This window comes from Kutzneria kofuensis, assembly GCF_014203355.1.
GTDB lineage: Bacteria > Actinomycetota > Actinomycetes > Mycobacteriales > Pseudonocardiaceae > Kutzneria > Kutzneria kofuensis.
In genome coordinates, this window is record NZ_JACHIR010000001.1 from 8601976 (window position 1) to 8616348 (window position 14373).

The 14373-nt window shown below is 69.3% G+C and carries 14 protein-coding genes; 8 read left to right on the forward strand and 6 right to left on the reverse strand.

The features are described from left to right. Positions 1-129: 129 nt before the first annotated feature. The 3 genes from BJ998_RS38755 to BJ998_RS38765 form a co-directional block, all read right to left on the reverse strand. Positions 130-1722: a tyrosine-type recombinase/integrase gene (locus BJ998_RS38755; RefSeq protein WP_184868219.1), complete on the reverse strand. Its 1593-nt coding sequence runs from the start codon at positions 1720-1722 to the stop codon at positions 130-132. A 400-nt stretch (positions 1723-2122) separates the two neighbouring features. Further along, on the reverse strand, positions 2123-2497 hold the full coding sequence (locus BJ998_RS38760) for a hypothetical protein (RefSeq protein WP_184868220.1): 375 nt from the start codon (positions 2495-2497) through the stop codon (positions 2123-2125). 305 nt (positions 2498-2802) lie between these two features. Continuing rightward, a complete protein-coding gene (locus tag BJ998_RS38765; protein ID WP_184868221.1) occupies positions 2803-4020 on the reverse strand; it encodes an FAD-dependent oxidoreductase in 1218 nt (405 codons plus the stop codon). Positions 4021-4367: 347 nt separating this feature from the next. Between BJ998_RS38765 and BJ998_RS38770 the strand changes: the two genes are divergently transcribed. Next, a complete protein-coding gene (locus BJ998_RS38770) occupies positions 4368-4574 on the forward strand; it encodes a transposase (RefSeq protein ID WP_184868222.1) in 207 nt (68 codons plus the stop codon). A 420-nt stretch (positions 4575-4994) separates the two neighbouring features. Here BJ998_RS38770 and BJ998_RS38775 read toward each other — a convergent pair whose 3' ends face one another. Both BJ998_RS38775 and BJ998_RS38780 read right to left on the reverse strand, forming a co-directional pair. Continuing rightward, positions 4995-5285 carry a hypothetical protein gene (locus tag BJ998_RS38775; RefSeq protein WP_184868223.1) on the reverse strand — a complete coding sequence of 97 codons (291 nt, stop codon included), beginning with the start codon at positions 5283-5285 and terminating at the stop codon, positions 4995-4997. Positions 5286-5457: 172 nt separating this feature from the next. Continuing rightward, entirely contained in the window at positions 5458-7494 is a 2037-nt protein-coding gene (locus BJ998_RS38780; protein WP_281393059.1) for a catalase, read from the reverse strand. 630 nt (positions 7495-8124) lie between these two features. Here BJ998_RS38780 and BJ998_RS38785 point away from each other — a divergent pair. The 7 genes from BJ998_RS38785 (at position 8125) to BJ998_RS38815 (ending at position 13376) form a co-directional block, all read left to right on the forward strand. Continuing rightward, positions 8125-8988: a slipin family protein gene (locus BJ998_RS38785; protein ID WP_184868225.1), complete on the forward strand. Its 864-nt coding sequence runs from the start codon at positions 8125-8127 to the stop codon at positions 8986-8988. Between the two features lie 339 nt (positions 8989-9327). Then, complete coding sequence (locus BJ998_RS38790) at positions 9328-9933, forward strand: CBS domain-containing protein (protein WP_184868226.1); 606 nt, start codon at positions 9328-9330, stop codon at positions 9931-9933. An 11-nt stretch (positions 9934-9944) separates the two neighbouring features. Continuing rightward, positions 9945-10418 carry a GNAT family N-acetyltransferase gene (locus tag BJ998_RS38795; RefSeq protein ID WP_184868227.1) on the forward strand — a complete coding sequence of 158 codons (474 nt, stop codon included), beginning with the start codon at positions 9945-9947 and terminating at the stop codon, positions 10416-10418. Further along, a complete protein-coding gene (locus BJ998_RS38800; protein WP_184868228.1) occupies positions 10400-11173 on the forward strand; it encodes a universal stress protein in 774 nt (257 codons plus the stop codon). The genes BJ998_RS38795 and BJ998_RS38800 overlap by 19 nt, the downstream gene beginning before the upstream one ends. A 67-nt stretch (positions 11174-11240) precedes the next feature. Next, positions 11241-11567 carry a hypothetical protein gene (locus BJ998_RS38805; RefSeq protein WP_184868229.1) on the forward strand — a complete coding sequence of 109 codons (327 nt, stop codon included), beginning with the start codon at positions 11241-11243 and terminating at the stop codon, positions 11565-11567. Between the two features lie 317 nt (positions 11568-11884). After that, complete coding sequence (locus BJ998_RS38810) at positions 11885-12601, forward strand: GAF and ANTAR domain-containing protein (protein ID WP_184868230.1); 717 nt, start codon at positions 11885-11887, stop codon at positions 12599-12601. 16 nt (positions 12602-12617) lie between these two features. After that, positions 12618-13376, forward strand: coding sequence for a GAF and ANTAR domain-containing protein (locus BJ998_RS38815; protein ID WP_312890523.1), 759 nt, complete (start codon positions 12618-12620; stop codon positions 13374-13376). A gap of 50 nt (positions 13377-13426) precedes the next feature. Here BJ998_RS38815 and BJ998_RS38820 read toward each other — a convergent pair whose 3' ends face one another. Continuing rightward, complete coding sequence (locus tag BJ998_RS38820) at positions 13427-14332, reverse strand: phosphotransferase family protein (RefSeq protein WP_312890524.1); 906 nt, start codon at positions 14330-14332, stop codon at positions 13427-13429. Positions 14333-14373: the final 41 nt, after the last annotated feature.

The window sequence follows — 14373 nt, forward strand, 5'->3', positions numbered from 1 at the left end:
CCAAGCCTTAGTTTGCGGGTGGCATCCCATCGCAGGGTCGCGGTTATCGCACTTGATGTCGCCGTTCGGCAACTCTGATGAGGAGGACCGGCGTGGCCAGAAGGTGTCGGGTGCTCACCGGGTCACGTATTACTGATCATCTCCAAGACGTTCTAGCGTCCTGACTGGTCGGGAGGTCTCGTGTCCGGTGTGACAGAACGCCAGTGTTGTTTCGTCGGCATTCGTGATGTCCTGTTGTGGTGATGTGTCCGAGAAATAAAGAACCGCAACAGCGCTATTGCGAGAACCGTCGTTCATGTTGCGCGTGAATGCGGAGACAAGGTCCTTTCTGGCATGTGTGTTGTTATGATTGGGTGCCATTTTGTTCGGGATGGACGACGGTCCGTTGGTGGTGGTGCCGTCGGCGTGATTGTTGTCCTGGAGTGCGCCAGAGTTCCCGGTGGTGTTGTGGTCGTCCGTGATCACGGCGGGGTGGGGATCGCGCACGGGGCGGGGTGAGGTTGCCGTGCCGCGAGGTGTCGGCGTCAGGCGCGGGAGGTCCGCGTGAGTGTCGGGGTGCGGGGCCGGTCCGGCGGCGGGGTGGCCGTGTTGGGCGGTGTGCCAGCGATGTTCGAGGTGCGCGAGGAGTCGCTGTTCGAGTTCGGGGGCGACGTGGCTGTAGGTCTCGACGATGCGGTTGTCCAGGTGGTGGCCGAGGCGGCGGGCTTGGGCTATTTCGGGGATGTTGTCGGCGATGAGCCATGTTTTGTGGCTGTGGCGTAGTCCGTGGAAGGTCAGGCCGGGCTTGATCGGATAGGTGCGTGTCGGTGGGCCTTCGATGGTGAGATTGCCGTCCGCGGCGGGGCGCAGGACGCGGCGGATGAAAGTGGAGCGCCATAGCCAGGTGCCGCTGGGGGTGGTGAACACGTACTCGTAGGGGTGGGTGTCCAGGTGTGTCCGCAGCAAGTCGACCAGGAACGGGGGGAGTTGGATGCGGCGGGCGGAGGCGGCGGTTTTGGGTGGGCCGATCCAGCGTGTGCTTGTCGACTCGTGCAGGGCGCCATGTTCGCGGTCGATGATCAGCAGGCCGTGGTGTAGGTCGATGTTGTGGCGGTGTAGGCCGGTGAGTTCGCCCCAGCGGCAGCCGGTCCAGGCGGCGGTGATGATCAGGAGGCGGGCGGTGGGTCCGCCGAGCGTGCCGGCTTGGTCGGCGATGCGCAGGACCTGCTCGGGGGTGGCCCAGATCTTCTCTGGGGTGATTCGGCGGGAGCGGCGGCCGCGGCGGCGGCGTTTGTGGATGGGGTTGGCGGGGATGAGGCGTTGGTCGACGGCGTCGGTGAGGATCATGGACTGCAGGTTGACCCAGCCGGTGATGGTGGCGCGGGCGTAGCCGTTTTCGGCGGCTTCTTTGGTCCAGAGTTTGATGTCGAGGGTGGTGATGGTGCCCATCGGGGTGGTGCCGAAGCGGGGCAGGATGTGGCAGCGCAGGTAGCTGTCGTAGTTTTCCAGGGTGCGTTGGTCGAGGTCGAGGGTGGGGAACCAGCGCTTGACCCAGTCGGCCAGGGTGGTTTGGAATCCGGTGGGGTCGAGCCAGGTGCCGCGGCGTTGGTCGGTTTCCAGGTCGTCGGCGTAGTTGGTGGCGGCTTTTTTGGTGGGGAACCCGGGTATTGATCCGGTGGTGCCGTCGGCGCGTCGGAAGCGGACGCGCCAGGTCTGTGTTCCGGTCTTCTCGATCCAGGCCATGACGACCTCCCAGAGTTGTGGGTTGGGAGGTGTCATTGTGGACAAAATTGTGGTGGGGCGTCGGGGAAGTTCGGTTCGTCTGTTGGGAACCGCCCAAGCTATCTCGCGAGGCGGCGGCGAACAGGCGGTGTCCTGGTGCGCTCCTTGGTGGAGCTGGTTGGTCCGGGTAGGACGGTGCCCGCCGGCCGCGCGGAGCCCGGTCCGGTGATCGGGATCTTCGGGCTCGCTCTCGGTGTCGTGATCCAGCACACGTCAGGAGGACAACGGTCGATCCGGACCGAGGGGCCGGGCAGTCGTCCGACCGCCCAATGGGTTGGTGACGTAGTCGTCGGTGGCGGCCTTCAGACCGGCGATCACGTCGACGGTGTCGGTGCGTGCGGTCACGATGATGGTCGGCAGATCACCACGGCCGCGCGGGCGTGTTGGGTAAAGCAATCACCGGTTCGAGGCCTTCAAAAGCGCCAAACACGAGCGCTCCTAGCGCCAGCATCGATCTGGGAACGGCCCCGCCGAACCAGATCGGCGAGCAACCGCTTCGCGGCATGTCGAGGACCGGAAGGGACGCGCTGCCACCGAGGGCTGGCTGGGCGAGATCGAAGACCTGGACAGCACCTTGCGCTGTCTGCGCGACATCCGCGCCGACGTGCTGCGGTTGACCCGGCACGCGCGCCAGGTCAGCTTGGGTATGCCCATCCTCGTCTCGGCGCGCTGACACGCGGCGGCCGCGAGCTGCTGTGCACAGCCACGCTGCGGCGCACAGCAGGATCGCGGCCACTGGAGGCCGACGGTCACCGTGGCCCCCTCATGGCCGGCCGTCGGGTATCGAGACCCGCAGCCTGGTCGGCGCCAGCCGCGCCGCCGAGCTGATGCGGCACCACCGCGCGCTGACGTGGCTGCTGCTGCGACACGGTGCCACCGCCATCGACCCCTGGCCACGCCGACTGCCCACGCGGACGGACCCTGGCACCACTTTCCCATTCACCGACAAGGGCGAGGAGAGCATCCAGCCACCCCGTGACAGCGCGGTCGGCCTCGAGTCAGGCCCGAACCCCGACCCAGCCGTCGAGCGTAGGGGGCCGACTACTCTGGTAGCGGGCGGTGACCGATCACCTGCTCGCCCACCGCCGCGGACAGTCGCACTGCCGCGAAGCCGTAGTCGCGCATCCGCTCCTCGTACGCGCCGACGCCCTCCACCACCGCCCTGTACCCGTCGGTCACGGCGAGCAGTTCCTCACCGAGGACGTGCGCGTCGCGGAGCGCTGTGTTGGCGCCGATGCCCAGTGCCGAACTCATGGCGTGGATCGCATCGCCCATCATCGTCACGTTCGACGGCTCCCACGCGCCCACGGGCACGCAGCTGCGCAGGGTCAACGCCTGCACAGTGGTGACATCCCACAGTTGCACCGTGTCCACTAGCGCGGGATGCCACGAGGTCAGCCGCGCCATCACGTAGTCCCGCAGCCGCTGCGGGCTGGCCGTGAACAGTTCCGCGTCGGGCATCATCTTCTCGTTCACCGAGTTGAAGATGGTCAGCGCGAAATTCTCCCGGGCTTCGGCCTGGAACTCGTCGTCCTGCTCCTTGATCAGCGGCGAGTCCGGGTTGCTGCGCTCCAGCGGGCCGAACGTCAGACCGGTGTGATCGGAGTCGTAGGCCAACGAGAACGTGGTGAGCAGTTGCGCGGGAATCATGGCCCGCGTCTGGTCAGTCAGCGGGATCTTCGCGACAATGTGCCGTGCGCCGAGGTCGATGACCCGAGCGTGCGGCAGCCGCTGTGCCCGCACGGCCGAGTTGATGCCGTCCGCCGCGATCAGCACGTCGGCTTCGACGGTCTGGCCGTCGTCCAGCAGCACGGTCACCGTCGAGTCCGGATTGGACCGGTAGCCGACGACCTTGACACCAAACCGCACGACCTGTTCCAGGCCGAGGTGCAGAATCCGCCGCAGCGTCGAACGCGACACCACCAGGTGCTCGGGAATGTCGGAGACGGGAGCGCCCACGCCTTCGGTGGCCTTGGTGTCGCGGGCCGGGCGCAGGGTGAGGTGCTCGTCGTACAGGGGCATGCCCTCGTCGGGCATGCCTGAGGTCGCCAGGAACAGCTCCCACAACGCGGGTTCCAGCGCGGCGTGCAACGCGGTGGTGCCGGTGGAGTTGATGTGCAGCCGGTAGCCCGGGTCACGGGTGGCCACCCCGCAGTCGCGTTCATAGACGGTCACGTCCAGGCCGTGCCGGTGTAGCCGGTGAGCCAGCGTCATCCCGGCCGGCCCGCCGCCGGCGATCACGATACGCAGTACAGACACAAGTACTCCCGATTCCGTTGGCGCTGATCAGGGAGCACACCGGGTCCCCTCGGTAGGGAGAGGATGTTGACGCGGCCTGGGTTCTCCATGCCACGGGTCCGGGCTACCAACCGGAACGCGCAGTTTTGTGTGCAGCCGCAGCATAGCAATTATTGATGATCATTTGCCAATACCGGGTTGTGATTGTCGCCCGCGAATAGGTTCTTGACGGGACGCTGAGGATCTGGTCGGCCGTCGACTCGGCATTGACGCCAATGCCGGAATCTGCTCGGCCAGCAGGCTGGAAGCACCCGGACGAGTGGAACGCGACTTGACCCCGGATGTTGGACACCTGACACACTCGGATCATGACGGTCTGGGTGGACTGGAGTCCTGCATGGATGGTGATGAAGCACCACTCGCCGGAGTTCCGGGCCGAGGCGGTCGGGCTGTACCGGTCCCGTCCGGGCACGACGGTCGCCGCGGTGGCCAGGGATCTCGGGGGCAACCCGGAGACGCTGCGGGCCTGGATCCGGATCGATGACGGACGAAGCTGCCGCCCCAGCGTTCCATGATCGCGCTCGCGCGCGGGGCCTGAATCGGAGTCTTGATGATCTTTATGTCCTCGCTGAGGAACTCCGTGTCGAACATGGTCGTGAATTTCGCGTCCCGATCGCGGATCAGGAATTTGGACTGTGACACACGGTCGCCGAGGTCCATGACAAGATCACGTGCTTGTTGGGCGACCCAGTCCGCGGTGGGATGTGCGATGACGCCGAGGACGTGGACCCGACGCGTCGCGTGTGCGACCACCGCGAAGCAGTACAGTCGTGTGAGCATGACGGCGTCGCAATGGAAGAATTCGCAGGCCAGGATGCCGTGTGCTTGGGTACGCAGGAGTTCGGCCCAGGTTGGGCCTGCGTGTTGGGGGAGTCGGCAGAAGATCAGGTACCCAGCCACGATCGTCGGTCATGCCGAACGCGATCCGCCTGCCGTTACCCCTGGTCAGCGCCCATGGCCGAGTAGCGCACCCACAGGGCGGCCAGCATGATGACCAGCAGCGCGATGACGGGCGTGACGCCGGCGATCTGCTCGGCGGTCGAACTCGGCGCGGGTTGGCTGCCGGGCTGTCCCGGGAAGCCGGTGCCGTTGGCCATCCCGAACGCGGTCGCGGCCGGCACCGTGAGGATCAGCGCGGTGCCGGTGGAGGTGAGCCAGCCGAAGAACGCCGAGCCCCACTTGATGCCGCCGAAGCGCCTCTCCTGCCGGTCGAGGGACCTCGCCACGCTCCGACCCGGCCTCGTGGACCGGAATCGGTCGTGACCGCTCGACGGTGTCCGACGAGTCCGGCGGCACGGCCGTGTCGGTACTGCTTTCCTTGCGGCTGCGGTGAATGCCGTCGGAGGTGGTGTTCACGGCGATCTCCTGCCGTGTGGCGGCCGAACGGGTGCCGGGCGATCAGGCCGAGGGCGGGACCGGCGAGGCCATCACGAGGTCGGCTCGTTCCCACGCCCGGTGCAGGCCCACCGCGGCCACCAGGACCTCGGCGAAGTTCTTGTCGACCTCGTCGCCGGGGAGCACGCCCGGGCTGTCCACGTCGATGCCCGCCGCGACGAGGACCTTGACCCCGTCGCCCCAGGCGGCCAGGGCCTTGCAGTGCCGGAAGGCCTCCTGGAGCAGCACGGTCAGCCTGATGTCGCCGGTCGGGGTGGTCGCGCCGGCCACGACCAGCGCGTCGAACTCGACGGACCGGGCGGTCAGCAGGGTGCGGTCCACGGTCTGCCGCGACCGGCCCTTCCGCAGGACGCCGCCGACCGGGGCGATGACGAGCAGCGTGGCCCCGACCCGCTCGACCGCCTTGCGTAGCTTGGTGATCCCGGCGAGGTCGGACCCGGCGTCGGCGATGACGCCGATCTTGCGCCCGGCGACCGGCCCGGGCTCGGCGACCACCTGGGACAGCGCGGGGGAGAGGACGACGTCCTCGGCCGGCGTGCCCTTCGGCGCCGCCAGGCCCAGCCCGGCCGCGACCTGCTCGCACAGCTCGGCGTCCACTTCGGACAGTACGGCGAGTTCGCGTTCCCTGACGTCCGGCGCAAGGCATTTGCCGAGCTCGAAGGTGAACGCGGCCACGATGTGCCCGCGCTCCACCGGGGTCAGGCTTCGGTAGAACATCGTGGCCTGGGAGAAGTGGTCGCCGAAGGAGACGGGGTTCTCCCGGGTCTTCGCGCCGCTGACCTCCCGCGGCGCCGGCACGTAGCCGCCGTCGTCGGCCGAGGCCGTCGCGGGCCGGTTCTCGTCGATTCCGTTGGGGCGGTACGGGGTGATGCCGGTGTGGATTGCGGTCTGGTGCATACCGTCGCGCAGGTTGTCGTTGACCGCGGCGTGCGGGCAGTTGATCGGCAGCTGGGTGAAGTTCGGGCCGCCGAGGCGGGTGAGCTGGGTGTCCAGGTAGGAGAACAGGCGGGCCTGCATGAGCGGGTCGTCGGTGACCTCGATGCCGGGCACCAGGTTGCCGGTGTGGAAGGCCACCTGCTCGGTCTCGGCGAAGTAGTTGGTGGGATTGCGGTCCAGGGTGAGCTTGCCGACCAGCCGCACCGGCGCCAGTTCCTCGGGCACGATCTTGGTGGGGTCGAGCAGGTCGATGCCCTCGAAGGTCTGGTCCTCGGTGTCGGGCAGCAGTTGCAGGCCCAGCTCGAACTCCAGCGGCACGCCCGCCGTGATGGCGTCGGCCATGTCACGGCGGTGGAAGTCCGGGTCGACCCCGGCGGCGAGCTGTGCCTCCTCCCAGACCAGCGAGTGCACGCCGGCCACCGGCTTCCAGTGGAACTTCACCAGCGTGGTGGCGCCTTCGGCGTTCACCAGCCGGAAGGTGTGCACGCCGAAACCCTCCATCGTGCGGTAGGAGCGCGGAATGCCCCGATCGGACATGGCCCACAGGACGTGGTGGGTGGCCTCGGTGTGCCGGGACACGAAGTCCCAGAAGGTGTCGTGCGCGGTCTGCGCCTGCGGGATCTCCCGGTCCGGGTGCGGCTTGGCGGCGTGGATGACGTCGGGGAACTTGATGCCGTCCTGGATGAAGAACACCGGCATGTTGTTGCCGACCAGGTCGAAGTTGCCCTCGGCGGTGTAGAACTTCACCGCGAATCCGCGCACGTCGCGCACCGTGTCGGCGGAGCCGCGCGAGCCGAGCACGGTGGAGAACCGGACGAACACCGGCGTGGTGCGGCCCGCGGCCAGGAAACCGGCCCTGGTCACCGCCGCCGCCGTCCCGTAGGACTGGAACGTCCCGTGGGCCGCCGCGCCGCGGGCGTGCACCACCCGCTCGGGGATGCGCTCGTGGTCGAAGTGGGTGATCTTCTCGCGGAGGTGGAAGTCCTCCATCAGCGTCGGACCGCGGGCGCCGGCCTTGAGCGAGTGGTCGGTGTCGGGCAGTCGCACGCCCTGGGCGGTGGTGAGGAACTCGCCGCTCTGGGCTCGGGTGCCCGCCAAGCCCATGGGTTCCACGGGCGCCGGTGAACTCTGGTCCGGTTTCGCGGACGACGGCATGGTGGCTCCAGACGTGTCGGTGGTCGTGTCGTGACTGTGTCGAGTGCGCCTGCGACCGAGGGCCGGACGCGTCCCAGCTCGCCGCGAAGGCGGCCGAACGAGCGGTGCGCGAAGCCGACATCCGACGCCGAGTGGTGACAGGGCCGCCGGGTCCGGGGCGATCGCTATGCCGGGCTACCCCGGCCGTATGCCGTCAAACCAGGCCGACTCGGTCGGTCCCGGAGGTCGCGGGGGTGTTCGACGCACAGGAGCTTTGCTCGGATTACCGCTCCGAACATCTTGCCGGAAAGACAAAAGTGGAACCGCGCACCGCCGACGCCGCGGGCGTACAGTCGTACTCGACGGCACCGCGTCGGCCGCGGCCGAACGGAGGTCGGCCGACGGCCATCCGGGTTCGGCATGCCATCGCGTGCGGTCGGCGCGCAGGACTCGAGTCTCGCCGGGTGCCGCCTCCAGGCGCCGGTCACCGAGGGCCCGGCAGCCGGGAGCCGGTCTTCGCCCATCGCGCCGAGACCGCCGCCCGCACCACCCGCACCGCCGAACGCCCCGATTTCTTCCTATGCCACCACGAGGTGCGCCATGAACATCGCCATCGTCGTCATCGTCGTCATCGTCGCCCTGATCCTGCTGGCGACCGCGCTGAAGATCATCAAACAGTACGAGCGGGGCGTGCTGTTCCGGTTCGGCCGGGTGCGCGGCACCCGCGAGCCCGGCCTGCGGGCCATCATCCCGTTCGTCGACGTGCTGCGCCGGGTGACCCTGCGGATCGTCACGATGCCGATCCAGTCCCAGGGCATCATCACCCGCGACAACGTCAGCGTCGACGTCTCGGCGGTCGCCTACTTCCGCGTCGTCGACGCGGTGAAGTCGGTCGTGGCGATCGAGGACGTCTACGCCGCGATCGACCAGATCGCGCAGACCACCCTGCGCAAGGTCGTCGGCCAGCACACCCTCGACCAGACGCTGTCGGAGACCGACAAGATCAACCTGGATATCCGCACGATCCTCGACGCCGTCACGCTGGACTGGGGGGTCGAGGTGACGTTGGTGGAGCTCAAGGACATCCAGCTGCCCGACACCATGAAGCGCGCGATGGCCCGCCAGGCGGAGGCCGAGCGGGAGAAGCGCGCCAAGATCATCAACGCCGAGGGCGAGCTGCTCGCCGCCGCGGCGCTCGGCGAGGCCAGCGACGTCATGGTCGCCCACCCGCTGGCGCTGCAGCTGCGCAACCTGCAGAGCCTGGTCGAGATCGGCGTGGACAAGAACACCACCGTCGTGTTCCCGGCCCCGCTGATGAGCATGATCGGCGAGCTCGGCTCGTTCCTCGCCGGCGAGACCGCGGCCGCGAGCCGGATGGGGTCGCCGCCGGTTCCCGCGCCGCGGATCGTCGCCAACGCCGGGGAGTACGACCGGTCGGTGCCAACCCCGGGCTCGGTCCAATAGCCGCTGTCGACGAAGGGGATTCGCCCGGCCGGCCGGGACCGGGCCGCGCCGGCCACCCGATTGTCCGGGGCGTCCGGCACTGTCGCACCCCCCTGAACTGTGCGACGGTGAGGTGTCCGACCATCCAAGACCCTGATGGCCCGTTTTCCGGTGTGATCAGGAGGTGTGGGATGTGCGTGACTCGTGACATGGGCGTCCGGAGCCCCGATGGAACAGCTGCCGGCGAACGGGACGAGCGAACGCCGGCATGGCCGCGACGGGGTCGTCCCCGTACCAGACGGTCACTCGACCCGGGAACCAGGACGACGCCCGCGACGGCGGGGCTGTGAGGGAAAGAGCATGAGAGCACAGGACGTGATGAGCAGCCCCGCGGTGACGCTGCACCCGGATCGGTCGGTGTGGGACGCGGCGAAAGTGCTGTCGGCCAACGGGTTCACCGCCGCTCCCGTGGTCGACGGCAACGGACGGCTGCTCGGCATGGTCACGGCGGCCGATCTGCTGGGCGACCGCGCCCGGCGGGGGTCGCAGCCCTCGGCCGACCTCCCGGCGAGCACGCCCGCCGCCACCGTCGGCCAGGCGATGACCAGGCCCGACACCGGCGTCACGCCGGACACCGACGTCCGCGACGTCGCCCGGATGATGCTCGCCGAGCACGTCCACAGCATCCCGGTCGTGGACGCCATGGGTGTCATCGGCGTGCTCACCCGGCGCGACCTGCTGAAACCGGTCGCCAGGGACGACATGTCGATCGCGGCGGCCGTGCGGTCCCATCTCGCCGCCTATCGTGGCCGCGACCACTGGACCGTGTCGGTGCACGACGGTGCCGTCGCCATCGTCGACGACCTGGACAACGCGACCGACCGCCACGTCGCCAGGGTCATCGCCGAGGCGGTCACCGGCGTCAGCTCGGTCGAGGTCAGCGTCCGGCCCGAGCCCACCCGATGAGCCCCGTCCCGGTGATTCGCCAACTGCGCACGGCGGACGGGCCGGCTGTGCGCGAACTGCACGACGGTCTGTCCGAACGCGACACCTATCTGCGGTTCTTCACCCTTCGGCCCGCACGGCTGCCGCAGTTCGTCGACAGACTGGTCAGTGACGTCGCGCGCCGGGCGGCCATCGGCGCGTTCGTCGACGGCGGTCTCGTCGGCGTGGCCAGCTACGAGGTGGCCGCGGACGCGGTCACGGCGGACATCGCCGTGGTCGTGGCGCACCACATGCAGACGCACGGCATCGGCACGACTCTGTTGCGGAACCTGGTGTCCTTGGCGCAATCGGCGGGCCTGCGGCGGTTCACGGCCGAGGTGCTCCTCGAGAACACCGCGATGCTGCGGGTGCTGCGCGACTGCGGCCTGCCCAGCACCGTCAGCCGGGCCGGCTCGGTGAACCACGTCGTGGTGGAACTGGACGCCGCGTGGGCCGCCGACGCGTGAACGGGTCCGCCCGGCGGCGACCGTCGCTGACCAGTCAGGTTCCCGCCGACACGGCGCCGGAACGCATCACCGTCGGTACCGACGGCTCGTACTGGGGTGACCGCGCGTTGTCCTGGGGAGCGGAGCACGCTCGGCTGCGCGGCGCCCAGTTGCGGGTGCTGCACTCGGCGACCGAGGACCCGGTGTCGACGCTGGCCGACGCGAGTGCGACCAGCGACCTGGTGGTGCTGGGCTGCCGGGGGCGCCGGCACCGGCTACTGGGCCTCGGCGAGGCAGTGCTGCCCACGGTGGCGGCGGCGCACTGCGACGTGCTGGTCGTCCGTGGCACAGCCGCGGCCCAACGCGGCGAGAACAAGCGCGTCATCGCCATGGTCAGCGGCGGCCAGAACGACGTCACCGTTGTGGAACACGCGGCCGCCATGGCGAACTCCCACCACGCACGGATGGAAGTCCTGCACGCCGAGCCGCCTACCGTCATGGACGACGGCGTCTTCGCCGAGAAGCTGCGAATTGAGGCCCTGCGGCGGCGGATCACGGTGACCATGGTGCGGACGCTGCCCCATGACGTGATCGCCAACAGTGACGGCGCCGACCTGATCGTGCTCGGCCGGGGCCGATCCGCCGGACGGCCGTCGAACCCGGGCGTCGTCACGAAGTCGGCGCTGCACCACGCGCCGTGCCCGGTCCTCGTGGTGCATCCCCGTGCGCCGGCCACACAGCGAACACGCGTCGCCGGTCGGCCCGAGATGCCCTAGTGTTGAGCACGTTGGTTTGATGCTGCTCCAGCCCTTGGCGGCGCCGGCGTACGTCCGAGGAGCGGTCATGGTCATCAGTCAACTGCCGTCGCAGCGGTCTCCCATCCCTGAACCCGAGGTCGTCGGAATCGACGACCTGCCGGTGCTGTTCTCCTACCCGCCGCTGCACGGATGGACGCTGCACAGCCTGCTGTCCCCGGCAGCCGTCCGGTGCGCGACATGCGACCAATCGAGCCTCAGCGTGCTGGTCGCGACCCACACCGCGAGCGGTGAGATCCTCTGCGCCGCGTGCTACGGCGTTTCAGCCGTGGCGGCGGCTGCGGTCCAGGGCGGCTGGGGCCGGCCACCTGGTGCCGTCACCGTTCCCCAGCTGGGTCACGGCGATGACGATTGAGTGGCGTTCGGCCCGGCTCGTTCCCACCCAGCCGCCACTGTGGGAGTGTGATGAGGCATCAGACCACCCCAGACCACTGGTGGCCCACATCAGTGCGATCAGGAGGTGCGCGATGAACGCGACGGCGTTGCTGTCGCCGACGGCCGCCCGGCGATCACCGGTCACGGATGGGGCCTCCACCTGCGGAGATCTGGGCACTTCGAGCTGGCTCGGGATGCTCGACCTTCCGACGTGCACCCTTTGCGGCCGGTGACGACAAGGTCACGGGGACCCGGTGAGCGCCGACAACTCGTCACCGCGACGGGACGGACGGTGTCGTGACCGAGAACCACCGGCTGCGGCTGCGTGCACTGCTCGCGGCCGACGACGATCACGGCGTCGGCCCGCTGACTCGAATCTGCGCGTTGGCGGTGGTGGAACTCCAGGTCACCGGCGTCGGCGTGACTCTGGTCAGCCGCGCCGGCAGCGTCGACGCGCAACAGCGCCTGGTGCACGCCAGCGACGCCGTGGCCGCCCGGTTGGAGGACCTCCAGCTCACCGTCGGCGAGGGCCCGGGGCTGACCGCGATCACCTCCGGGGCCCCGGTGCTGGCACCCGACCTGGGCGCGGCCCGCTCCCGCTGGCCGGCCTTCTGCCCCGACGCCCAGCGCATCGGCGTTGCCGCGGCGTTTGCGTTCCCACTGACCCTGGGAGCGATCGCCCTCGGTTCGCTGGACTGCTATCGCGCCACGACCGGCCCGCTGAGCCGCGACCACGTCGCCTGCGGGCTGCTGCTGGCCGAGATGGCGTTCGAGGCGCTGCTGACCGAGGTCGCGGGACACGCTCCGGACGACGTCGGCTGGCTCTCCGACATCCATGCCGAGGTCCATCAGGCCACCGGCATGGTCAGCTACCAACTGGGTGTCGGCGTGCAGGCGGCACTGCTGCGGATCCGCGCCTACGCCTTCGCTCACGGTCTGGCCGTCGCGACGGTGGCCAGGCGGATCGTCGACCGCAGCCTGCTGCTGGACGACGGAAACGGAACGACACCATGACGGGAAGGGAGCACGGGTGAACGACCACCACGAACAGCGGCTGGCACGGGTGTTCGTCGAACTGGCGGACACCCTGGTCGATGACTTCGACATGCTGGAATTCCTGAGCATGCTCGTCGAGCGGTGTGTGGAGCTGTTGGACGTCGCGGCGGCCGGCGTCGTGCTGTCCGACCAAAAGGGCGGCCTGCGAATGGCCGCGGCCTCCTCGGAACAGGCCCGGCTGGTCGAGCTGTTCGCGGTGCAGACCGACGACGGACCGTGCCTGGACTGCGTGCGGACCGGCCAGCCGGTCTACAGCACCGACCTGGTCACCGACGCACGGCGTTGGCCCCGGTTCGCCCCCGCCGCCCGCGCCGCCGGCTTCGTCGCCACCCACGCCGTGCCGATGCGGCTGCGCGGCACCGTGATCGGGGCGTTGAACCTGTTCAAGGCCGAGCCGAACGGCGTCGACCAGCTCAGCGTGCAGCTGGGCCAGGCCCTCGCCGACGTGGCCACCATCGGCATGCTGCAACAGCGCGCCATCGACGACAACACGGTGCTGGTCGAGCAACTCCAGACCGCGCTCAACTCCCGCGTGGTCATCGAACAGGCCAAGGGCGTGCTGTCCGCCCACTCCGGTGTGGACATGGACCACGCCTTCGCGGCGCTGCGCGGCTACGCCCGCTCCCACAACCTGCGGCTGTCCGAACTCGCCTTCACCGTGGCCAACGGCGCCGCCGACCTCCGGGCGATCATGGTCGGCAGCAGGCCACCCGTCCGGCGCACGAGACAGTGACCGGGCACGACATCGACCCGACGGTCGTCCGGTCTGGTGCTGGAGGCCTGTCACCGATAGGGGGTCCACTGGGCGGTGGTGCGGGCGGCCCGCAGAGAGTGCAGGCGCCGCCGTAGCTCGATGCCGACCGAGGGAGTCAGGTGGGCGTTGGGCAGCCCGACCGCGACGAGCTTGAGTTCCCGAAGCTCACGCAGTACCGAGAACCCGGGCCACGCGGTGATGTCGATCCCGTAGGCGTCGGCGAGCTGGCGGTGGCCGTCCGCCGTACGGGCGAAGCGCAGCTGGCCGACCGCGAGCGGGACCAGGTCCCATTCCCGGGGGCCGACGCAGACGGTGTCCAGGTCGCACAGCACCGGCCCGGCCGGTGTCGTGATCAGGTTGCCCAGGTGCGCGTCACCGTGGATCACGCTGGCCGGCAGCGGATAGTCCAACGCGGCCAGCGCGGACTCGACCACGCGGCAGCGCCGCGACAGGAACTCGACGTCACCTCGGTCCCACCCGCGCATGCCGGTGATCCTGCTGCGCAGATCGGCGATCGGGTTCCAGCGCGGGAGGCGGACATCGGGGATCGGCAGCCGGTGCGGGCGGGTGAGCACGTCACTGAGCTGAACGGCGGTCGGCGTCGAGCCGGTGTCGGTGACCTCCTTCCAGAAACTCACCGCGTGTGTGTCGACCTCCACCGGATTCGGTATGCCGAGCAACGGTCTCACCGCCGGAATTCCGTTGGCGGCCAGCATCCGCCCGGCGGCCACGGCCGAGTGGGCCCGATGCGCCAGCCCCTCGGTGAGGGTGACTCGGACCACCACCCGATGCCGCACCAGCCGGAACACCGCGTTGTTGACCAGGCGGACCAGTGCGGCGCCGGCGGGGTCCAAGCCGACCTGCGCGCACGCCCGGGCCAGGACCGCCCAAGGCGCGTGCGGAGTGAGTCCTGAGACCACGGGGACAGTGCCCACCCTGGTTCCCCTTCGCTCAGGCACGATCGCAAGACGGGCTC

Excerpts from the sequence above, each read along its gene's own strand:
- BJ998_RS38755 (WP_184868219.1), bottom strand. The coding sequence starts at position 1,722 with ATGGCCTGGATCGAGAAGACCGGAACACAGACCTGGCGCGTCCGCTTC.
- BJ998_RS38770 (WP_184868222.1), top strand. The coding sequence starts at position 4,368 with ATGACGGTCTGGGTGGACTGGAGTCCTGCATGGATGGTGATGAAGCAC.
- BJ998_RS38780 (WP_281393059.1), bottom strand. The coding sequence starts at position 7,494 with ATGGGCTTGGCGGGCACCCGAGCCCAGAGCGGCGAGTTCCTCACCACC.
- BJ998_RS38785 (WP_184868225.1), top strand. The coding sequence starts at position 8,125 with ATGAACATCGCCATCGTCGTCATCGTCGTCATCGTCGCCCTGATCCTG.
- BJ998_RS38790 (WP_184868226.1), top strand. The coding sequence starts at position 9,328 with ATGAGAGCACAGGACGTGATGAGCAGCCCCGCGGTGACGCTGCACCCG.
- BJ998_RS38805 (WP_184868229.1), top strand. The coding sequence starts at position 11,241 with ATGGTCATCAGTCAACTGCCGTCGCAGCGGTCTCCCATCCCTGAACCC.